The sequence below is a fragment of the Dyadobacter soli genome (genome assembly GCF_900101885.1).
Lineage (GTDB): Bacteria > Bacteroidota > Bacteroidia > Cytophagales > Spirosomataceae > Dyadobacter > Dyadobacter soli.
In genome coordinates, this window is sequence record NZ_FNAN01000027.1 from 38,518 (window position 1) to 54,245 (window position 15,728).

A 15,728-nucleotide genomic window follows, 5' to 3' on the forward strand; every position below is an offset into this window, starting at 1 on the left:
GGAGTATTTTCTTTACTTAATTTCCAATCATTGCTAAAAATTCTTCCTCGGAGATGATCGTAACACCCAGTTTACGTGCTTTTTCGAGTTTGGAAGGCCCCATATTCGCACCGGCGAGCAGGTAATTAAGCTTCCCGGACACCCCGCTGAGTACCTTTCCGCCGTTTGCCTCTATCTTTTCTTTCAGCTCGTCGCGTTCGAAGTTTTCGAAAACACCGGAGATCACAAACGTTTTGCCATCCAGCACATCACTTTCGATTTCGACAGGCTTCTCGTCGCTCTCCATTTGCAAACCGGCTTGTTCCAATCGCTCAACGAGCAACTGATTTTCCGGCACGCTGAAAAACGATTCGATGCTCAATGCAATACGCCCGCCGATTTCCGGAACGGCGACAAGCTGATCGTAACTAGCCGCCCGCAATGCACGCATGGATTTGAAATAAGCGGCCAGTTTTTCGGCCACAGTCTGCCCTACAAAGCGTATACCTAATGCAAAAAGCACATTCTTGAACGGCACCGTTCTCGACAAATCAATGCCTTTCAGAATGTTCTCTACCGTTTTTTCACGGAAACTGATCTTCTTAACCTTTCCAGTTTCCTCATTGAGCAGGTTCTTTTCGAGGCCCAGGAGCTTGTCGTGATTCAGGTCGTACAGGTCCGCGGGCGTACGCACGAGGTCGAGGTCGAAAAGAAGCTCTATTTTTCCTTCACCCAAACTTTCGATATTCATTGCCTTGCGGTGAATGAAATGCTCGATACGGCCTTTCAGCTGCGGCGGGCAATGGCTGTCGTTCGGGCAAAAGAACGCCACTTCTCCCTCGTTACGCTGCAACTCGTGGCCGCATTCCGGGCAATGCGTCGGGAAAACGATCGCTTCGGTTTCGAACTTTTCGCGCTGGGAAACGTCCACGCCGGTAATTTTCGGGATAATTTCGCCGCTCTTTTCTACGAATACTGTGTCGTTCAGGCGGATACCAAGCCTTTCCAGCTCGTTTGCGTTATGCAGCGTCGCCCGCTTCACACGCGTACCCGACAAATGCACGCCCTTCACCTGGTTGTAAGGCAATGCACGCTCCGAAAGGTCGCAAAGGTTGGCCACCGGTGTTACGGCGCCCGTCCGGCCCACCTGGTATGTCACCATACGAAGCACTGCCGGTTTGTTTTCGGCCTTATATTTATAGGAAATCGCCCACCGCGGACTTTTTGCAGTGAAACCAAGCTCTCTTTGCTGGGCAAACGAGTTCACCTTGATCACAATCCCGTCGGTTGCCAGTGGCAAATGCGCCCGTTTTTCCTCCCATTCGCGGATGTACTCGATAGCTTCATCGATATTCGCTACCTTTTTCCAGCCGGGCGACACGTTAAATCCCCATGCCTTCATGCCTTTCAAACTCTCTTCCTGACTTGGAAACACATCCGTATCCGCAAAGAAGTAATATAAGTAGCAATCCAGCCCGCGCCGCGCCGTTTCGGCGGAATCCTGCAACTTGAACGAGCCCGAAGCCGCATTCCGGGGGTTGGCGTACTGATTTTCACCGAGCGTATCCATCTCCTCGTTCAGTTTCTCAAAGGAAGATATCGGCATAAAGCCCTCCCCGCGGATCTCGAATACCGGCGGCAGATTCTCGGCTTTCACCCGCAATGGCAGCGAGCGGATCGTTTTGACGTTGTTCGTGATCTCGTCCCCGCGCGTACCGTCGCCGCGCGTCACGCCGCGTACGAGAACGCCGTTTTCGTAAGTAAAACTGAGGGAAATACCGTCGAATTTCAGTTCACAAATGTATTCGTAAGCTTCGCCATCCAATCCACGGCGCACGCGGTCGTCGAAACTGCGCAGCTCCTGCTCGTTATAAGTATTGTCGAGCGACAGCATCGGATACCGGTGGTACACTGCATTGAAGGTCTTGGTAACTGCTCCACCGACCCGCTGCGTGGGCGAATCTTCCTGCCTGAACTGCGGGTATTCATTTTCCAGGGCTTGCAACTCTTTGAGCAGCTGGTCAAAGTCATAATCCGATATTTCCGACTCGCTATCCTGGTAATAGCGGTCATTATAGTAATGCAGCTTTTCTGAAAGCTCCTGGATTCGTTGTTCGGGATTCATAATAGTCACGGCGGCTTGATGATTCGGCCCAAATTTAAGATTTAATTCAAATTTTGGGCATTGGATAAATAATGTGTTACCAATCGCATATCCTGACGTATCAATAGGCCATTCACCTATCGATCACACGCTCAGTATGTCACACCTTTTTTGTATTTTCGTTCAAAACGGCCAAGCCTATGAAAACCCTGGAACCACCGGTCCGGTACAATCCGGATCTAACACAGATCATAAATGGGGAGGAAGTCATGTCGCCTAGCCCGAGACTACCTCATCAAGCGATCGTAGCCAATTTATTTCGCGTGCTCGACGCTTACGTCGGCCCTCGAAGGCTCGGTGATATCTTTTTCGCGCCCCTAGATGTCGTGTTGGCCGAAGAGTGTCAGGAACTACAACCAGATTTAATTTTTATTTCAAACAGCAGGGCTGGCATAAGAAAAGAATGGGTCGACGGGGTACCCGATCTTGTTGTAGAGGTCGTGTCGCCGAGCTCAAAAAAGGCAGATACAATCACTAAAAAGGACATTTATGAAAAACATGGTGTCTCCGAATATTGGATTGTATTCCGTGAAAAGATTTGCATCGAGGTCTACTCTCTTATCGATGGTAAATTCGAATTATTTGGGTCATTTAATGGTGAGGAGATCGTACGATCGAACATGTTTAAGGACCTACACTTTTCAGTGAAACGCGTTATGCCTAATTTTTGATCACTCATTTATCTTCGCCAAACCCATTGATTTACCCGCATTGCCCATAAATTCACTAATTTTGGCCTCATTAATCATTACTAGATTCTGATTTCATGGCTGAAATTGCCCCTTCTATACTGGCCGCGGATTTTGCAAACCTGCAACGCGACGTCGAAATGATCAACAGCAGTTCCGCAGGTTATATTCACGTCGATATCATGGACGGCATGTTCGTGCCGAATATCTCTTTCGGACTTCCGGTCTGCGAGGCCATTCATAAATACGCCCAAAAACCGCTCGACGTACATTTGATGATCGAGCAGCCCGACCGCTACCTCGAAGCATTCCGCAATGCAGGCGCAGCGGGCCTTACCGTACATTATGAGGCTTGTCCGCATTTACACCGCACGATCCAGCACATCAAAGAACTCGGCGCGGAGCCGGGCGTAGCGCTTAACCCGCACACGCCGGTGGAGGTTTTGAGCGAGATTATGGGCGATGTTTCGCTGATCCTGATCATGTCTGTTAACCCCGGTTTCGGTGGCCAGAAATTCATTGAAAACACCTACCGGAAAATCGCAACGCTGGATGCTTACCGTAAAAAATTCGGATATAATTTCAAGATAGAAGTCGACGGCGGCGTTAACCTGAACAATGCGCCCCGGCTTGTGCGCGAAGGTGTGGACATCCTGGTGGCAGGTAGCTTCGTTTTTACTTCGCCCGACCCGGTGCAAACCATCTCCGAGCTGGGAAACAGCTAGGATTCTTTTTAGCTGACACCAATGAAAATACCTAAATCGCTGATTGACAGATCGCTGTACGCCAGGTTACTGGCGGTTGTTTTGATCGGCTGCTTACTTTCAATGGGATTTGCATTCCGGAAGGAGGATCAGGCGCCGGCAAAATTTCCGCTGAAAATCAGCCCTAACGGCAGGCACATTACCGACAACAACGGCACGCCGTTTCTGATGGTGGCCGACGTGGCCTGGCAAATGCTGCGGCGACTGAGCTACACCGAAGCGGTTCAATATATGGACGTTCGCAAATCGCAGTCGTTCAATACGTTTCTGGTGCATTTGCTTCCAGCATTGCCCAACCAGCGGAATTTCAATAAGGTAACGCCGTTTCTCGATAATAATAATCTGACCAAACCGAACAAGCCCTATTTCGATTACCTCGAAAAGATCGTGATCGCAGCCAGGGAGCGGAACCTTGTAGTTGGCATTGTGGTGTCGCGGCAGAGCTGGAACACGGTTTTTGATACACAAAAAGAGGAAGCATGGAAAAGCTACGGCACTTATGTAGGAAAGTATTTTGCCAAATATTCCAACATCATCTGGATCGTAAGCGAAGAAGAATACCAGAGCGCATCGCAGTTTAAAGCTATTTCCGAAGGCATCCGGGCGGAATCCGACGGGCAGATTGTAGCGTCGCTCAATACCTGCTCTCCCACGAGCGTGAACGACAATTCGCCCAACCATTCGCAGCTCAAATTCATTATCCCCGACTCGACGGTAACGCCCGCCGAATATGCCGCATTGGCTAACTGGCAGAAAAACTCGGCCGAGGCCGCATTGAGACCATTCCTGATCGCCAATTCCGAGTTTCCGAAAGAGCTCACCGATCAATCCACGATGATTCGCAACCAGGCGTATCAATCCATTCTGAGCTCAGCGGCGGGATTCTGCCACATGAGCACGATTAAAAACTTCAACCCTACCTGGAAAGTCAACATTACCAAAGACGGTGCGGAATACATTCACCAGCTGGTCAAGATCCTCAAAGGCATTCCCTGGGAGTATATGCAGCCGGATACGCCTGATTTGCTGATCGATTCGCTCGATAAGGCCGACATCGGCATTGTTTCGCTTTCGAACAAAAAGATGGCCATGCTTTACCTTCCTACCTCGCGTGCCGTGCGCCTGGATCTCAAACATTTGGAAGGGAGTGTGTTCGGCGCGGTTTGGTACAGCCCGCGTACCGGCAAGCGTTGGAACGGAAAGGATTTGAAACTGGAAGAGGAAGCGATCGTGCAGCCGCCCGAACTGCTACCGGAATGGGACTGGATACTCCTCATCGGCGCAAAGCAGTAGATTGACATTTTTTTGTATTATTAATATATTAACAGATATTGAATAGCCCGGCCGATATCTGACCACCCCATGCGCTTGACATTTAAAAACACCTTTTTCGGTATTCTTACGGCGGTAATGCCGCTTTCCGCGTACTGCCAGCAGGTGTTATGGGCCAACAAGGTTTTGGGCTACTCTTCCGAATACCGGCCGTCGCAGGTAGGCCACGCTTATCGTTCCAAACAAATCCTCGGCATTCCGAACAAGCTCCCCGATGTGGGCGACAGCCCGTGCGCCTGGGCGCCGGCCGATGCCGACGCGCGTAGTGAGGAATGGATTAAAGTGGGTTTTGAGAAAACCATTCCGCTTAAACAGATCGCCATTGCCGAGAACTTCAACCCCGGCGCGATCGTGCGGGTGTACGCATACGATGAGGCCGGTAAAGAATACCTCGTTTCGGAGACGCAGGCAGCCCAGCAAACTGTGAGAGGCCGCATGCTGCACATTTTTCCCAAACAGAATATCCAGGCCAATGCGGTGAAAATCGTGTTGCAGCCGGACAAGGTGTCGGGTGCCAATCAGATCGACGCGATCGGCATTTCGTCGGATGCGGTGCCTGTGGAAGCGAAAATCAATTTTGTGGCTTCGCAGCTGAAAGCGCAAAAGGAGAATATGGGCAAGGCGATCAACTCCATTGGACAGGAAGTGGCGCCCATTATCGCTCCGGATGGGAAGACGCTGTATTTTACCCGCAACAACTTTGAAGGAAATACCGGCTCGCCCGGCCATCAGGATGTGTGGTATTCGACGCTCAATGACCAGGGTCAATGGACAAATGCGGTGAATATCGGCCCGCCCATTAACAATGCAGGAGATAATGCCATCACCAGCATTTCGGCCGACGGAAAAACTGCTTACCTCATCAACGAGTACCGTCCCGACGGCAGCCTTTACTTCGGGTTTTCGCGTTCTTTTAAAACCAAAACCGGCTGGGGCTTCCCGCGGTCGTGGCCGATTACAAACCTGATAAAATCGGCGAAAAGCCTTGAAATTACGGTTTCCCCCTTTGAAAATGTATTGATTATGTCCGTCGAAGGGCTCGATTCCGAAGGCGGAAAGGATCTCTACATTTCATTTTTGCAAAAAAACAACACCTGGTCGGAGCCGCGTAACCTGGGTAATGTGATCAACACAGCCGATACCGAAGGGACACCGTTTCTGGCGCTGGACAACAAAACTTTATATTTCTCCTCACAAGGCCATCCGGGCTTCGGCGAGGGCGACCTCTTCCTTACCCGCCGCCTCGACGATACGTGGCTCAACTGGTCGACACCGGAAAATCTCGGTCCGGCGGTGAACTCTCCGCTCTGGGATGCATTCATTAATATTCCCGCAACGGGAGATTACGCGTATTTCAGCGCCAGCGACAAAGTTTTGGGGCAGGAAGATATTTTCCGCATTCGCATGACGCCCGAAATCAAGCCTGATCCGGTGGCGGTGGTCAGCGGAAGCGTTTTGGAGGCGGAAACCAATAAACCGGTCAAATCCGACATTGCCGCCGACATTAAGAACTCCAATACTTCTTTCGCAACAGCTAATTTCGATCCCGAAACCGGCGAGTACCGGCTGATCCTTCCATTAAAGGAAATATACCGCATTACCGCTTCCGGCGAGGGCTTTTTCCCGGTTTCGGAAGATATGGACCTGAGTGCGGAGACCGGCTTCCGCACAATCCGGAAGAACATTTACCTGCAACCGATCAAGGCCGGGCAGCAGATCAGGCTGAGTAATACGATGTTTTCCCAAAGCAGCGCGGAGGTGATCCCGGCTTCTTTTGCCGAGCTCGACAAAGTCGCGGAGACAATGAAGACCTACCCTACCATGGAAATATTGCTCGAAGGCCATACCGACAACCAGGGCGAAGTGCAGAAGAACGTGAAGCTCTCGGCCGACCGCGTGGAGCAGGTGAAGAAATACCTTTTATCCAAAGGCATCGACGGCAAGCGCATTCAGACCAAAGCGTGGGGACCAGCGCGCCCGATCGCCAGCAACCTCACCGAACAGACCCGCCAAAAGAACCGCAGAGTAGAGTTTACGATTCTTAAAATCTAAAAAATATCCTATAACAGGAAATTTCCTTATTTTCGCGGCGTCCATCAGCGAACGCTATAATGTCCCTCATCCAAACCAAAGAAACCCTGCGGTCAAGGCTCATACTCCTCCTTATTCTCGTTGCAGGTCTTGCGTTGAGACTTCATAACCTCGATCGTTACAGTATTTTCTTCGATGAAGTGAGCACATTGCTGGTTAGCCAGGGCATTGTGTTGGAAGGGGCCAATCAGAAAGAGGCATTTGCGTCCCGCGAGCTTTCCGATTCGCGTTTCTGGACTACACCGGCGTTTCCGCAACAGCAGGTATTGCGCACATTTACGGCCAACGAAATTTATACTCCCAAAGCATTCACGCCTGCCGAGTTTTGGGCACCTAAAAGCATTCAGGACTATTACGAGGCCATGACGCGGAGCGATATCGGGAACAGTCCGTTCTATTATGCGCTATTGCACCCGTGGATCGATATTTTTGGCTTTTCAGACTTTTCCATACGATTCTTCTCGGTCATTTTCAGCGTGTTAATCATTGGTTTGACCTATCTTTTCGCAAAGCGGTTTTTCGGGGTCAATACTGCGTTGATCGCGGCGGGCATTACAGCCATCGAGCCATTCTTTATCGCTTACAGCCATCAGGCCCGTAACTATTCGCTCACGTTTTTCCTTACGCTTGCAGCAACCTATTTCTTTTTACAAATTATCGAAGACAAGCCGGGCAAGGGAAACAAACTTTGGCTTTACGTGGGCTACGTTTTCACAGCCGGCCTGGGATTGCTTAGTCACTTTCTCGTGATTGCTGTATTGCTGGCACATGCGCTATATGCATTGTTCTTCCTGCGGACGATCAAAGGCTGGGTCCGGATGGCCATTGCGGCGGTGTTCACACTTTCCGGGGTAACCTGGTGGCTGCTGTTCGGAGGTGGCGTTTATACTTTGTCATCCTTGCAGCATCAGGCGGAAAGATACCGGTACCAGGCCGAAACGGGCGGCAAGGTATTCGGCGATATATTACCGGCAACACCTTTGAATGTGTTTAACAAATCGCTGCCCATTTTTACCGACCTGATCATTTTCACCAATGGTCTTACCGATGCATTAGGAGGTAAAAAGAATGTGGCGGTAGCATTGTTGGCGGCATTGATACTCATTGTGTGGTATCGTTTCAAGGACAAAATCAACACGCCGGCCTGGCTTACTCCACGGTTTCCGTACTTGCTGATTATTATCGCAGGATTATTTTATAACAATCATAAGCTGCAATTCAGCATTCTAAGCGTCAGCCTGTTTGCATTGTCATTCATTCCTGATTTACATAAAAATACGACCCGCGAGCACCGGGCGCGCCTTTTGCTGCTGTATATCATGGCGCTCGTGCCTACATTGTTCCTCATTCTAATGTCCTTCAAAAACGGGCATACCTACGGCATTATGCAGCGCTATTCGGGTTTTTCATTCCCGTATGTGATTATCCTGCTAAGCCTCTTGCTGCAATATTACGCTACTTTGAAGCATGAGTTCCTGGTACTTATTTTCGTGTTCCTCGCCGCGCAGCTTTATTTTGTGGGATTAAGGCTAAAAGAATTCTATGAGGACCGCTCGCCGAAATACGGCTATTTCGCGGTTCCACGAGTGCCGAACCCCTACTGGGAGGCTGCCCAAAAGATAAAGGCGAGCTACCAGCCAGGAGATACGATCTTTTACCCGGCCCCACGTTATGAAGTCCTTTCCGAAATGGACCGGACATTCCTGCCCTATTCCATCCACGATGCCCAGATTACGAACCTCTATTTTCCGAAAGACGCGCAATATGTGCAGGTCATGGATATGGACCAAAGCCAGCGGATCTGGATCAAAAAACAAGGGCAGGCAGAGCCGCTGGAAATCATGAAACTGACCGGCAAACGTTACGGTTTTGAGTAAGCGGCAAGGTTGTTTTAACAGAGCCGTCCAATAACATTTCGTATATTGCGGACTTAAAACCGAAGATCTGGCCGTTATTTTGCAGGCAATTACTTACATCGACATACAACATCTGGCATGACAGCAGCAGAGATATTAAAAGACCCTAAACAGTTGAGCGGCGAGCTTCGCCTGAAAATCCTGGGCCTTTACCACCAGGCCAATGCAGGCCACATAGGTTGCTCGCTCAGCTGTATCGATCTGATGATCGCGGTCCTTTTTCTCCAAAAATCGGCCGACGATACATTCATTCTTTCCAAAGGCCATGCAGCGGCGGCACTTTACGCGTGCCTGAATACCCTGGGTGAAATCACAGACGATGAGCTGGCGACTTTCTACCTCGACGGTACCACATTGCCCGCCCACCCGGCACCGCGGCAGTACAAAGGCATCCCGTTTGCCACCGGCTCCCTGGGCCACGGATTACCTATTGCAACCGGCATTGCGCACGCGGCAAAGGTGGCCGATGATGGTACCTATTCGTTCACGCTGCTGTCTGACGGGGAAACCAATGAAGGAACCACCTGGGAAGCGGCGCATTACGCCATTCAGAACCAACTGGACAACCTTTTCATGTTCATCGATAAGAACGGCCTGCAAGGCTTCGGGTTCACCGATAAAGTACTGGGCGAGACCGCTTCGGTTGAAAAATGGAAAGCGATCGGCTTCGAAACCGTCGAAGTGGATGGTCACGATATTGAAGCCATCAGCGCGGCGATCAGCGAATTGAAAGAGCATAAGAACGGGTTACCCAAAGCGATTATCGCCAATACCGTGAAAGGAAAAGGGGTTTCTTACATGGAAAACAGATTGGAATGGCATTACCTGCCCATGAATAAAGACCAGTATGAGCAAGCTACACTGGAAGTAAAGGAACGTTATCTTAATGAATTGACGAATGCTTGATCATTTACCGGTTTACCGCGATAAAATAGCGGCATTAAAAGGGCCAGTTTTTGTTTTCGGTGCCAGCGGCTTCATCGGCGCCAATCTCTTCAATGATATATTCAAAATACGGAAGGATTGCTACGCGGTAACGCACGACGCTACCAAAGCATGGCGCCTGAAACTCCTGAATGTGCCGTTTGAAAACATCATTCACTGCGACATTCTTTCCGACAATTCGATCAAGGAGGTATTTGAAAAGTACAAACCGCAAACGATTTTCAACCTTGCCGCTTACGGTGCGTACAGCAAGCAGAACAATGTAAACCTGACCTACGAGACGAACGTGCTCGGGACGGTGAACATCCTGCAAAACTGCACGAAGGAGATGGTATACATCCATGCCGGGAGCAGTTCGGAATATGGTTTCAACTGTACTTCGCCCAAGGAAACGGACCGCGTGGAGCCGAACAGCCATTATGCGGTTTCCAAGGTGTCGGCGGCCTATTTGCTGGAATATTATGCCAAAGTAGCGGGGCTGAAAACGCTCAACCTGCGCCTCTACTCTATTTACGGATACTGGGAAGAGCCCGACCGGCTGATCCCCCGCCTGATTGAGAATGCACGTAAAAAAGGACTCCCGTCGCTGGTATCACCCGATATCAGCCGTGATTTCGTGTTTGTAGAAGACTGCGTGGAGGCGTTCCTGGACGCGGCATTGAAAATCGACGACGAAAAATCCGGGCGCTCTTATAACATCGCCACGGGTCGTAAAACGACCATGGGCGACCTTGTGGAAGTTACCCGCAAGGCATTCAACATTGCCAAAGAGCCGGAATGGGGCAGCATGTCGAACCGCAAATGGGATCTGGCCGAATGGTTTGGTGACCCTACCGCATTCGAAAACGATTTCGGATGGAAAGCGAGAACTTCGTTGGAAGACGGGCTGGTGCGTTACAGTCAATGGCAGGACGCCGTGCAATATGAAACGCGCCTGATCCCCGCTTTCGAAAATCCGAAGCTTAACCCGATTATCACGGCCATCATAGCGTGTTACAAGGACGCGCAGGCGATCCCGTTCATGTACGAGCGCCTGGTGAAGACTTTTAACGAGCTGAAAGTACGCTACGAGATCATTTTCGTGAACGACAGTTCGCCTGATAACCAGGAGGAAGTGATTAATGCAATTTGCGACAAAGATCCTAATGTAGTGGGAATCAGCCATTCGCGAAATTTCGGTTCACAATCTGCATTCCTGAGCGGGATGGAGATCGCTACCGGCGACTGCGTGGTGCTCATGGACGGCGATTTGCAGGATCCGCCTGAGATTATCCCGGCATTCTATGAAAAATGGATGGACGGCTACGACGTCGTGTACGGCGTACGCGTGCAGCGCGAAATGAAACCGCATATTCATTTCTTCTATAAATCATTCTATAAGGTATTCCAGGGGCTAAGTTACATTCCTATCCCGCGTGACGCCGGCGATTTTTCGATGATCGACCGGAAAGTGGTGAAGGAATTGGTGGACTTGCCCGAAACGGAGCAATTTCTGCGCGGCTTGCGTGCGTGGGTAGGTTTCAAACAAACCGGTGTGCCTTATGTTCGTCCCGAGAGGATGTTCGGCGTATCGACCAACAACTGGACGAAGAATATCTGGTGGGCCAAAAAGGCGATCTTCTCGTTCAGTTTTGCTCCGTTGGAATTAATGAGTTATGCGGGTTTTGCATTGACCGGGCTCTCGATTCTGGGCATTGTCTGGCAAATCCTGGCAAAATTCTTTTTCTATCCGGATACGCCACGAGGCCTTAGCACCGTCATTATATTGGTAGTCTTCTTCGGCGGACTTACCATCCTCGGCATTTCGTTTTTGGGAGAATACATTACCAAAATATTCGAGGAAACGAAGAAGCGGCCGAAGTACATCCGCACCAGGATACGCCGTGGCCCGAAGGCTTATAAAACCGCCGACGAGATCCGCGCATTGGTGAAACAACTGAGAAAGTAGCTAAATTGCGTAATATCAACCGACTAGGCAACTAATCCATTTAAGTTAAGCATTCAATCGGCGCAGCGCCCACTTAACGATGAGAAAAGAATTTTCAACAGCCATAGAAGAGCTTGCGGTAGCAGACGACTCCGTTATCTTCATCACAGGCGATTTAGGATATAACGCATTGGAAAATTTGCAGGCCAAAATGGGCAAGCGGTTTATCAATGCGGGTGTGGCAGAGCAGAATATGGTAGGTGTAGCCGCCGGCTTTGCGCACAAGGGTTACAAGGTATTTTGTTACAGCATTGCACCATTTATCGTGTACCGCTGCCTCGAACAGTTCCGCAACGACGTATGTTTCAACAACTTACCGGTATTCCTGGTAGGCAACGGTGGCGGTTACGGATACGGCATCATGGGCAGCAGCCACCATAGCATCGAAGATCTGGCGTGCCTGAGCGGTCAGCAGAATGCGCAAGTATGGGTGCCTGCCTTCGCCGACGAGGTAATACCGGTCGTACAGCAAATTGCCGCGGACGCGCGCCCCGCGTACCTGCGCCTGGGAGCGGGCAAAACCACTCCTGCGAACAGCTATCTCACGGGCTCATTCAAAGTAATACACCAGCCGGCTAATGCAGAAATGACCGTTTTCGCATTGGGACCGGTTGCGAACAATGTATTATCGGCATTGGGGCTCGCCCCGGAGCTCGCTGAAAAAGTGAATGTAGTTACTGCCCTGCATTTCCCGCTCGAACTGACGGACGAACTGATCGCATTGATCCGGAAAGCACCGGCGCTTCTTGTCGCCGAAGAGCATATCAGCACGGGCGGGCTCGCTCAGCAGCTTTCGGTGCAATTGCTGGAAAAAGGCATTTTCCCTTCGGTATTTAAAAGTATCAAGGCGGAAGGTTATCCGAATGCCCGCTACGGCAGCCAGAGCTACCACCAGAAACTTTCCGGCCTCGACGCGGATTCGATCTTGTCGAGCATCAGCCAACTAATGATCACGGCATGACGAAAAAGGCTTTTACCATTATTCTGAGCCTGATCCTGCTGTTACCCGTTGCCATTTATTTCACGGTATGGGATTACTATGCCATCAATATTCCCAAGTGGGACGACCACGCGCTGAAAAAATTCATCGCCGAGTACGCGCAGGCTGGCGACTGGCAGGGGAAAATCCAGGCACTTTTCAGGCAGCACAACGAGCACCGCATTGCGCTGACGCGACTATTCGCGTGGATCGACTATGCTGTTTTCGGGCACCTCAACTACCGGCACCTGATGACCGCGGGCAACGTATTGCTCCTGGCCGCCATTCCGCTCTGGTATGACCTGCTGAAAAAGAATAAAAAGCCGCTTTTTGCATTGGTACCCATCCCGTTCCTGTGGATGACGCTGGCGTTTTGGGAGAATATGTATTGGGGCATGTCGGCTGTGCAGAATTTCGGGGTGGTAACGCTCGTGCTTTGGACTTTGTACCTGGTTATCAATCCCAAAGTACTCCCTTTTTCCGTCGCTATCTTACTCAGCGTGGTTACCGTTCTTACGAGCGGCAATGGCCTGATGGTACTTCCGCTGGGTGCATTACTCCTTTTCCTGGCAGGCAACCGGAAGCGTTTTGCATTGTGGACGATCATCAGCATTGCGGAGATCTTCTGTTATTTTTATTGGTATAAAAAACCTGATTACAACCCGGAATCGAAAGCCGGTATCGTGCAGCTCGCGAAAGGCTACATGGCGTTCCTGGGCTCGTTTGCGGAATGTATTCCCGTGCTGGATCACGTGAAAGTTTGCATTTTCCTCGGTGTAGTGCTGTTTCTGGTCGCGGTTTCCATTGCTTCCACAACACTTTTCCGAATCGTCCGAAACAAATATTCCCACAAATTCGAACGGACTACCGATCTCTTCTGCCTGGGCGCGATCCTGTTCATCCTCGGCACAGCGGCGATTGTCGTTCACGGCCGCGCGGGTTTCGGGTTCGATGTGCTTATTGCGAGTAAAATCAAAATTTACTCGGTGCTGTTGCTAATCATCGCCTACATCTACGTGGTGGTCCCGATACGTGGCAGTTTCCTTTCGCCTTATATCACTGCGATCGTCGCGTTGGCGGTGACATTCAACGTGTTCAGCTACCATTACCATCTGGTGGATGCTTATAACCTGAGAAAGCAAATGGTAACCTCGCAGTTCAACTGGACCTACACGGACAAGTCGTTGAAATACCCGGCGGACACCTCATTCGAGGCTAATATCGTGCAGAAAACACCGGTCATTTACGACAAATGGCTGCCGCTCATCGCCATTGCCGATCGCCAGAATTACGCCGGAAGCTCACGCGGGATGGTCGATTTGTACGATAAAACCAAATTCACCACCGACACCGCATCCATTAAAATAAACAACACCTCGTTCACCAGCCAGCGGTTGCAGGACAGCGGGGTGTACGTACTGCTCAGCTCGGATGAAAGCTATTACATTTTCCCGGCGCTGCGCACGCGTAACACGAGCCGCAAGCAGTTGTTCCTGAAACAATATTACTTTGCCCCCGGCTACTACGCCGATATCCCGTTCCCGGAAATGGACAAAGGCACTTACAAAGTGGCGCTCATCCATCAGCAGGGCAACGAAACCGGCATTTTGTTCAAAGATCAGCGGGTAACCGTCAAAGCATCGCGTAAAAAAGAAGTGAAAGTTAACTGGTAACCATGCGCACCAATTCGGAAGGACACATTATTCAACTTGACGGCGTGCGCTTTATTGCAGTGGGGCTTGTTCTGCTCGATCACCTGATCGTGGAGATCAACATCATCCCGTTCGGTGCGCTGGGCGTGACGATTTTCTTCGTGCTAAGCGGTTTCCTGATCTCACGCATTTTGCTTAAAAGCAAGGAAAAAACGTACGGAACGCCGGGCGGTTTCAAAAAATACCTCCGCAAGTTCCTGATCCGCAGAACGATCCGGATTTTCCCGGTTTACTACCTCATCATCGCCATATTGTTTATCCTCAATGTGCCGCCCGTCCGCGATAAGCTGGCGTGGCTCGCATTGTACGGTACCAACATTTACATTGCCCTGCACAAAACCTGGATGGGCTCGGTGGACCATTTGTGGTCGCTGGCGGTGGAAGAGCAGGTGTACCTTTTCTTTCCATTCCTGATATTCTTCATTCCAAAGAATAAACTGGTGCCTGTTTTAGGCTTAATGGGCATTTTCAGCATTCTACTGCGCGCTTACATTTTCTATTCCGGCAGAATACCGGGTACCAACTTCGTCACGATGGGTGAATGGACCGTCGCGTATGTATCCACGCCCGCGTGCTTCGATTCGTTCGCATTGGGTGGGCTCATGGCCTGGATGCAGCTGTATAAGAGCGAGTTGTTTGTCAAATTCTTCAACAAATCGTGGCCGGTACTGCTCGGCTTGCTGGGTTGGGTGCTGGTACAATGGTGGGCCAAATCGCTCGCGCAGCCCTTCAACTTCCCGTACGTGGTACTCGACAGAACCATGTCGTCCATTTTCGGGTTTATGCTCATAGGACGCGCTGTGATGGGTTTCAAGGGTTGGATGGCCGCGTTTCTTGAAAATCCCGTTTGTATTTATCTTGGTAAAATCAGCTATGGCCTGTACCTGTACCACAATTTTGTATACAACCACTTTCACAGCGGTCCCATGCACCCGACGGTCAGGCTTTTCCGGAAAATCTATCAATATGTCCCCAGCCTCGAAGGCAATATTGCGTTCGAAGCAATGGTCGTAGTGGCGCTCACTATCATGGTGGCGTCGGTTTCGTGGCATTTCTTCGAGAAACCGATTAATGCCCTGAAAGACAAGTACGCTTACTAAATAATGAACCCCCATAGCCCGGTTACAGGCTTTATTTATTAATTTCGCGCAACCATACCAAATACGCTTT

General features: G+C 50.4%; 11 protein-coding genes. 10 read left to right on the plus strand and 1 reads right to left on the minus strand.

Translation table 11 applies throughout. From position 1 onward, the window contains the following. Positions 1-16: 16 nt before the first annotated feature. A complete protein-coding gene (gene ligA, locus BLQ88_RS32710) occupies positions 17-2,104 on the minus strand; it encodes an NAD-dependent DNA ligase LigA (protein ID WP_090157236.1) in 2,088 nt (695 codons plus the stop codon). Between the two features lie 179 nt (positions 2,105-2,283). Between ligA and BLQ88_RS32715 the strand changes: the two genes are divergently transcribed. The 10 genes from BLQ88_RS32715 to BLQ88_RS32760 all read left to right on the plus strand — a co-directional run bounded on the left by BLQ88_RS32715 (position 2,284) and on the right by BLQ88_RS32760 (position 15,658). Then, positions 2,284-2,814 carry a Uma2 family endonuclease gene (locus BLQ88_RS32715; RefSeq protein WP_090157237.1) on the plus strand — a complete coding sequence of 177 codons (531 nt, stop codon included), beginning with the start codon at positions 2,284-2,286 and terminating at the stop codon, positions 2,812-2,814. Positions 2,815-2,909: 95 nt separating this feature from the next. Beyond that, a complete protein-coding gene (rpe, locus tag BLQ88_RS32720; RefSeq protein WP_090157238.1) occupies positions 2,910-3,557 on the plus strand; it encodes a ribulose-phosphate 3-epimerase in 648 nt (215 codons plus the stop codon). Between the two features lie 21 nt (positions 3,558-3,578). Beyond that, complete coding sequence (locus BLQ88_RS32725) at positions 3,579-4,889, plus strand: apiosidase-like domain-containing protein (RefSeq protein ID WP_090157239.1); 1,311 nt, start codon at positions 3,579-3,581, stop codon at positions 4,887-4,889. A 69-nt stretch (positions 4,890-4,958) separates the two neighbouring features. After that, the gene (locus tag BLQ88_RS32730) at positions 4,959-6,980 is read left to right on the plus strand and encodes an OmpA family protein (protein ID WP_090157240.1); all 2,022 of its coding nucleotides are present in this window, start codon (positions 4,959-4,961) and stop codon (positions 6,978-6,980) included. A gap of 59 nt (positions 6,981-7,039) precedes the next feature. Further along, complete coding sequence (locus BLQ88_RS32735; protein ID WP_229212965.1) at positions 7,040-8,896, plus strand: glycosyltransferase family 39 protein; 1,857 nt, start codon at positions 7,040-7,042, stop codon at positions 8,894-8,896. Between the two features lie 117 nt (positions 8,897-9,013). After that, a complete protein-coding gene (locus BLQ88_RS32740; RefSeq protein ID WP_090157241.1) occupies positions 9,014-9,841 on the plus strand; it encodes a transketolase in 828 nt (275 codons plus the stop codon). Then, on the plus strand, positions 9,834-11,828 hold the full coding sequence (locus BLQ88_RS32745; protein WP_090157242.1) for an NAD-dependent epimerase/dehydratase family protein: 1,995 nt from the start codon (positions 9,834-9,836) through the stop codon (positions 11,826-11,828). The genes BLQ88_RS32740 and BLQ88_RS32745 overlap by 8 nt, the downstream gene beginning before the upstream one ends. Before the next feature lie 79 nt (positions 11,829-11,907). Next, complete coding sequence (locus tag BLQ88_RS32750; RefSeq protein ID WP_090157243.1) at positions 11,908-12,828, plus strand: transketolase family protein; 921 nt, start codon at positions 11,908-11,910, stop codon at positions 12,826-12,828. Continuing rightward, positions 12,825-14,519, plus strand: coding sequence for a hypothetical protein (locus BLQ88_RS32755; protein WP_090157244.1), 1,695 nt, complete (start codon positions 12,825-12,827; stop codon positions 14,517-14,519). Before BLQ88_RS32750 ends, BLQ88_RS32755 begins: the two co-directional genes overlap by 4 nt. Before the next feature lie 2 nt (positions 14,520-14,521). Next, positions 14,522-15,658 (plus strand): acyltransferase family protein, encoded by a 1,137-nt coding sequence (locus BLQ88_RS32760; protein ID WP_090157245.1) that lies wholly within the window; start codon positions 14,522-14,524, stop codon positions 15,656-15,658. Positions 15,659-15,728 lie beyond the last annotated feature (70 nt).

Excerpts from the sequence above, each read along its gene's own strand:
- BLQ88_RS32750 (WP_090157243.1), top strand. The coding sequence starts at position 11,908 with ATGAGAAAAGAATTTTCAACAGCCATAGAAGAGCTTGCGGTAGCAGAC.
- BLQ88_RS32735 (WP_229212965.1), top strand. The coding sequence starts at position 7,040 with ATGTCCCTCATCCAAACCAAAGAAACCCTGCGGTCAAGGCTCATACTC.
- BLQ88_RS32760 (WP_090157245.1), top strand. The coding sequence starts at position 14,522 with ATGCGCACCAATTCGGAAGGACACATTATTCAACTTGACGGCGTGCGC.
- BLQ88_RS32745 (WP_090157242.1), top strand. The coding sequence starts at position 9,834 with ATGCTTGATCATTTACCGGTTTACCGCGATAAAATAGCGGCATTAAAA.
- ligA (WP_090157236.1), bottom strand. The coding sequence starts at position 2,104 with ATGAATCCCGAACAACGAATCCAGGAGCTTTCAGAAAAGCTGCATTAC.
- BLQ88_RS32740 (WP_090157241.1), top strand. The coding sequence starts at position 9,014 with ATGACAGCAGCAGAGATATTAAAAGACCCTAAACAGTTGAGCGGCGAG.
- BLQ88_RS32730 (WP_090157240.1), top strand. The coding sequence starts at position 4,959 with ATGCGCTTGACATTTAAAAACACCTTTTTCGGTATTCTTACGGCGGTA.
- BLQ88_RS32725 (WP_090157239.1), top strand. The coding sequence starts at position 3,579 with ATGAAAATACCTAAATCGCTGATTGACAGATCGCTGTACGCCAGGTTA.
- BLQ88_RS32755 (WP_090157244.1), top strand. The coding sequence starts at position 12,825 with ATGACGAAAAAGGCTTTTACCATTATTCTGAGCCTGATCCTGCTGTTA.
- BLQ88_RS32715 (WP_090157237.1), top strand. The coding sequence starts at position 2,284 with ATGAAAACCCTGGAACCACCGGTCCGGTACAATCCGGATCTAACACAG.
- rpe (WP_090157238.1), top strand. The coding sequence starts at position 2,910 with ATGGCTGAAATTGCCCCTTCTATACTGGCCGCGGATTTTGCAAACCTG.